Source organism: Corynebacterium sp. HMSC05C01 (assembly GCF_001807155.1).
Lineage (GTDB): Bacteria > Actinomycetota > Actinomycetes > Mycobacteriales > Mycobacteriaceae > Corynebacterium > Corynebacterium coyleae.
The window spans coordinates 1-6,365 of sequence record NZ_KV787956.1 but is presented as its reverse complement, the minus strand read 5'-3'; the positions used below and the strand labels follow the sequence as shown (position 1 = coordinate 6,365).

Here is a 6,365-nt window from a genome sequence, read left to right as displayed (position 1 = left end):
GGTCTCCTTCAGATCTTCAGGAGCCTGGAAATCACAAGACGGCAACGCACCCTTGTCGTCACTCTTGACGATGCACATCGCATCCTTAAGCTCTTCCTGAGTGCCATCCTCAGTCGTGGCGTACCAGCGGATTGCATAATCAGCATTCGGCATCAGACCAGCAGTCTTGGTGGTCACCTTGGAGCCCGCACGACCCTTATTGTCGTACGAGTTGTACTCCGGAATATCAAAGATAGGCTGCGCAGACATCAGCGGGAAGCGAATACCGCCCATGTTGTTACTCGTGCCTGAGCTGCCCAAGTCCTTGATGTTCTGGAACATGTTCACTGGGAACGACGAGAGCTTCACATCGCGACCCTCGATACGAGGGTAGATGTACATGTAATCGGTGTTGACGTGGCGCACGTCCCTCAGCGACGCCCCGTTGAACGTGCTCAGGCTGCCGTTCTTGTAGTCATCAGCGACCTTGCCCCACTCTTTATCGCTGACAACCTTGTTTGCACCGAGGTTCGCTCGATTCCACGAGTAGCCCTTCGTTCCCTTGAACGGAAGGTAGAAGGAACCATCAGCCTTCGACGGCGCAACAACCGTTTCTGCAATGTGGGAACCTGCACCGTGCTCACCCTGGTACGCATCAATGATACGTTTTTGGTTCTCACGTTCCTGTTCAACTGTGTAGCCCGGATTAGCGTCCTTCCACGCCTCAATCTCACGCACAACTTCATCGTTGAGGTAAGACGCAACAATCTCTACTCCACCAGCGGCACGGTCACCCTGATTGACGTCGTAGGCGTACTGACTTGGCAGCGAGCCAGCGTCTTCACCAGACTCCCACCAAATACGAGTACCGCCATCGATCGCACCGTGACGGCCGTAGTCCGGGAACTGACCATCTACGGTCGGTTTGCCGGTCTCGCCGTCGAGCGCACGCGTCCACTGATCTTCCGGTTTGGCCAGCCAACCAACGTGGTTTGGCTTCTCCTCCAGCACAAAACGACCGTTGGTAATGCGGGAACCAGCCGAACCGGCCGTAAAGTTCCAGGACTCCTGCACACGATCAAGACGAGTGGTGTAACGACCAGACTTCATGTCACCCGCCATGACTACGGAGTACTTATCCTCGTCCGGGTTTTCACCCCAGACGCGGACACGGGTCTTGCCGCCCTCGATGCCGTTGAGCCTAAACTCCGGAGCACTAACACGGCTCAGGAAGCTCTTCGACAGATCGAAGGAGAAGCGACCCTCAGAGTCCGTCGTCGTGTAGAACACCGGGGAAACTTCGTTCTTACCATTGACGTACTGCAGGTAGATAACGTTGCCAATGAGCGGTTCATTACTCTTCTGCAGGTCATCAGCACGACCGCCCTTATTGATGTAGGCGTAGCCGTGGTAGCCAAAGTAGTTACGCCAGCCCGTCTTGGAGAAGATGGCGTTCGAAACCTGCTTATCTTTGGCAGCATCACCAGCTTGAGCGTCCGCACCCGCAACCGCAGCCGGTTCATCTTGGGCAAACGCAACCGGCTGTGCCAACGGCGCAACAAGTGCAAATGACAGAGCAGCCGCTGCTACGGACGTACCGCGACGGCGACCAATGTGACTTTTTTTCATTAAATTCCCTCCAAAAAGTCTGAGCGTCATAGGTTCATGACCCTGACGAGCAAACAAAACACACCTGCAAACAGGGCCTACGAACACCACCGTAGAGAACGTGACAGGAGGCGGCAAAGGTCCCCCAAGCCTCCAAACAGCTGTTCATATCCTGAGGAAAATTATTGACACTCGCCACTAAAAGCGCTGGCCAGTACTGTTGTACGCCCGTAAATCACTACCTGTGACACGGCTAAGAAGGCCGAGATTATGGGGCGGGCGGGCCATGCAAGCACACTTCCAGCAGTTTCCGTAGTTGTCTACAGATTTGAGCAATATCGAGCACCTTTAGCCAGTTGCCAGCTTAGGAAAATCTGAGCCTTTCACCATCACCCCCTAACGGGGGTATTGAGTGACGTTTTAATGGTCACGTGTAAAGACTACGGAAACGTAAAAACGCCTGTGATGGGAAGAATCCACCACAGGCGTCGAACCTACGAGGCAACCGGGCCCCGGCACCGTGAGCCTAGAACGGCAGCTTGAGCTACTCGCCGTTCTTGAACCACCAGCCGAACAGGGCGGTGAGGGCGCCGAGGATTACCAAGGCAGCGCCGGCGATCGCGCCGCCGTTCGCGGAGGAGCCATCAGACGGCTTCCCTGCCGAATCCGAAGGGTTCGCGGTCTCCACCGGGCCGCGGGTCTGGGTCACCGGGGCGGGCGCCGGCTTCGGCGTCGGCGTCACGGTGACGGTCTCCTTCGGGGTAGGCGCAGGCGACGGCGCCGACGTGGTCGGGGCCGGCGGCTGCACAACCGGGCGCAGCACCTGCTCGACCTTCTTCTGCTCCTCCTTGTTCACGTCTGCGGACGGGAGGTCCTTAAGTACCTTTTCGGCTTCCTGCTTGGTTAGGTCGAGGACGGGGACGCGGAAGGTCTCGTCGAACACGGTCTCGCCGTTCTGGTTCTTCACCGACAGCTCGACAGGCGTGTTCGGGCCCTTCACCCCGGCGAGGTCGCGCATCGGGATGGCGAGATCGCCGGCGTAGTTGTCCTTATCCGCGATGCCAGCCAGGGCAATGTCCTTGCGCGCGGACTTGCCGTTGCCCCAACGGGCTTCCACGGTGAAGGTGTGGGCATCGATACCCTTGTTTTCCACGCGGACATTCAGCGCGTTGTTGGGGTGGTGGAGAACGATGCCGTTGTGGGCGTCGTCGATAAGCAATGCCCCTGCTTTGAGATTGTTATCGGCAGCGGCGAGCACCGCGAGCTCGTAGACAGTCAGGTCCTCCTCCGCCAACTGATCGTGCTCATGCGTGACGCCAATGATGCCGTCAGCCTTGCCGATGTAGTTGGAACGCAACACCAGATTCTTCCAGTCCGCGGGGATGGTGGACTGGCCGACGAAGCAGAACTGATCCTTCAGGCCCTCCGGGCACTTGTCGTAGAAGTTCTTGCCCGAGTTCAGCGCGTAGCCGTCCGCCTTCGTCTCGTCGGTGGAAAGCCCGAAGCGGGAGAACTGGTACAGGTAGTTCATCGCGGAGTTGTACTTCGGGATGTAGTTACGCTCCTGCTGGCCGCTCGGGTAGCCGGCGAGCAACTCGGCGTACTTGTGGCTCTCCTCGGTGGGGATGCCGTCGTGGTCGAGGCCGAGGACGTGGCCGAACTCGTGAAGAATCGTCCCCTTGAACTCCTCTTCTGTGGTCAAGCCAGCACCCTTAGCGACGAAGAAACTCTCGCCCTGCAAACCCAGCCCCGACGAAAGTTCTCCCGGTGCAATCGTGTCGCCGATCACGCCGACGTGCCACACGGCGTCACGCTCGCCGAGCAGGTCGTTGTGCCAACCCTTCATCGTGTCCACACGCGACCTGCCGTCCTGGTCGAAGGAGTACTTCGCGTACGGCAACTTCTCCTTGTTCTGCCCACCACGGCGATCCGCCACCGGGATGCCCGGGGCGTACAGCGCGCCTGCGTCGATGTGCAGGTTGATGCCGTTGTCGCGGAACAGCGTCTCCAAGTCCTGGAGCATCTTGCGGGTAGGGCGGTAGAAGTTCTTGTTCAGCGTCGCGCACTCTTCAAACGAGAGCACGTCCTTCGCCGTCGGGTTGAACCGGCCACGGTCTGCGCAGCCACGCTGCTCCCACTCGGACGGCATCCAGCTCAGCTGTAGGAACACGTCCGGGTACTGCGGGTCGGCGCCCCACTTGGGCAGGTCGATGACGGTGCCATCTGCAAGCGTGAAGCCTTCTTCTTCCCAGATGTCCGGCAGGCCGTCGCCGTCGGTGTCGGCGGCGTCTTGTTGGGTGGAGACACCGATACGCACGCTGGTCTCGAAGCGCCCGGAGGCGTCAGTCCTGCCCACCCAACGACCACGCTGGGCCTCCGCGGAAGCCCCGATGTGGCCACTGACCTCCTCGCCCGTTGCGGCGTTAAGCGCCTTGAAGTCCTTGTCCGCAGCGGTGGCAAACGTTCCTTCGCCGAAGGTGACGTCAACCTCGTAGCCGGGCTTCACCGGCGTGAGGTGGAAGCGGTTGGCGCCCGCGTCAAACGTACCAGTGTAGTCCGTCTCGAGCGCTTTGAGCAGGACGGTCGAATCAAGCTGCACCCGAGTACCCTGCGGCGCCTCCACGACGGTGTTCACCGTTGTGGAACGGCCTTCGATGGTGAAGGTGCGGGTAATCGTGGCGTCGCCATCCTTGGACACCATGGTGACCACGTTGGCGTTGCCCTGCTGCTTACCGGTCACGGTGGTGTTGTTCGCCAGCGAAACGTCCTTGCTGTTAACCCACACATCGGTGAACAGTCGGGCGCTGAGTCCACCTGGCGCGGAGTACGGGTGCGCGTAGTGCAGGTCCGTGAACCGGTTGGGCTGGATGAGCACGCCGTCGAACGCACCGTTGGTGGCATCTTGCGCGACCTGGTAGCCGCCTTCGTATTTCTGAACTGCAGCATCCGCTGACGTTACGACGAGCGGCGCGACCATCGCAGTACTCAGCAAAACTGCAAGTGCTGTCTTCTTCAAAGCCATGATCCTTGTCCCTTTTTGCTAGAACTTGATGCCAAAGTTGCGCAGCACGTCACGCACCGCATCCTGGTTGATAAATGCAGCCCACGCAGCACCGCCGATGACCGCGAGCACACCGAGGATGATCGCAACAACCCCTCCGGTGCTCGAGCCGGTGGTGCACGATTCGCTAGAAGTGCTGGAGGTGCTCGAATTGCTTGAGCCGTCGTCGCACGCCGGGTTTGCCGTCACGCCTGTGCCGGTGACCTCCACGCGCGCCTGGATGCGCTCGACGGAGCCGTCGGCGTAGCGGACATCCACCGGCAGCACTCGCGTGCCCGGCTTCGCGCCGGCATCCGCCTGCACCGTGATCACGCCTGTTTCCGGATCAATCTCTGCCTTGAGACCCGCAGCGTTGCCTGCCAGGGAGTAGGTCGCGCCGGCCTTCTTGTCCAGTTGCACCTCGAGTTGCAGCGAAGTGCGCTCGCCGGGAGCAACCTTCGACGCAACGTACACCGGTTGGTGCTGGGTGGTCTGCGGCTTGGTTGCCACGACGGTGACATTCACCGTGGTTTCGGACCCATCCGGGAACTTCACCACCACCGGCACAACAACCTGGTCATTCGGCTGCACCTTGTCGGTGGTAACCACCGTGACCTCGCCGGTGTCCTTGTTGACGTCCACGGACCAGTTCTCGTCCGAAAACGCACCGATGTCGAAGGTGGTGCCGTCCGGCAGCGCTGGCACGACGTTCGCGTCCAGCGCCACGCCTACCGGAACCGTAACCACCGCATCCTTGACCGGGATGGTCTCTGCCATCGAGGTCGCCGCTTGCGGGTCAACAAAGGCAGTGATGCTTTGTTGCGATCCATCCGCGTACGACACCGTGACCACGACCTCTGCCCGGTGCTCACGCGACTGCGGCGCGGTTGCCGTGATCAGGCCCGTGGTTTCATCCACCTGGATGCCCCAACCGTTGAGGTCCGACTTATCTCGGTCGAGCGTGAACGTGGTGCCTTCTGGCAGGTCGTTATCGCCCACCTGCTTGACCTGGGTCTGCTCGCCCGGCGAGGCGGAGCGGCCGACTTCGTACTTCGGGTCGTACATCTCGGCGTAGGCGCCAGGGATGACCTCGAAGATGGCTTCGGTTTTATCGGTGGAGCCGTCTGCGTACGTGACCTGCACCGGAACCGTGATGAGGTCACCCGGCTGCGCATCCTTCGGCGCGGTAACTTCAACGCGACCGTTGTCTTTAAGCGTGCCCGGGCTTTTGACCTTGAAGGTGACATCTCCTGCTGTTCGCAGCGGCTGACGACGGAACTCGCGCCCGTTGACGTAGCGAGTCAGGTTCGGCGTAACCGACGTTGCCGACTCCCCCACCCGCACATACGCGCGGGGGTACACCGGATCGAATTGGTCGGTGAGTAGTGGCTCGGGGGCAGCAGGTCCGACCGCGGTCTCGGTGGTGTTGCCTGCTCCGTCAGCGACCCGGATTCTGTCTTCTGGATTCAGGTCAATATCCGTAGGCACATCGACAGACCAGTTGCCGTCCTTGTCGGTGGTGGTTCGAATCGGGTCCTTCACACCCGGAATCGTGACAGAGATGTCCTCACCCGGACGGTCACCCTTACCAGTGATCCTGCGATCACCAGGCTTCACTGGGTTGATGAGCGGCGCGGTGGTGTCACCCTCGTCAGCGACTGCAGGGTTGGTGCCACCCTCAATCTCGTCCTTGTTCGAGATGCCATCGCCGTCGAAGTCACCGTCCGGATCCAGCAAG

General features: G+C 60.3%; 3 protein-coding genes. All 3 read right to left on the bottom strand.

Annotated elements, in window-relative coordinates; all coding sequences use genetic code 11:
- A partial coding sequence (locus HMPREF3145_RS11825) for a transthyretin-like family protein (RefSeq protein ID WP_210384163.1) occupies positions 1 to 1,608 on the bottom strand: 1,608 nt, incomplete at its 3' end.
- Between the two features lie 523 nt (positions 1,609 to 2,131).
- Positions 2,132 to 4,603, bottom strand: a complete 2,472-nt coding sequence (locus HMPREF3145_RS06410; protein ID WP_141740830.1) for a hypothetical protein — start codon at positions 4,601 to 4,603, stop codon at positions 2,132 to 2,134.
- Between the two features lie 24 nt (positions 4,604 to 4,627).
- Positions 4,628 to 6,365 (bottom strand): Rib/alpha-like domain-containing protein (locus HMPREF3145_RS11820; RefSeq protein WP_168162451.1); only part of this gene is annotated, 1,738 nt, incomplete at its 5' end.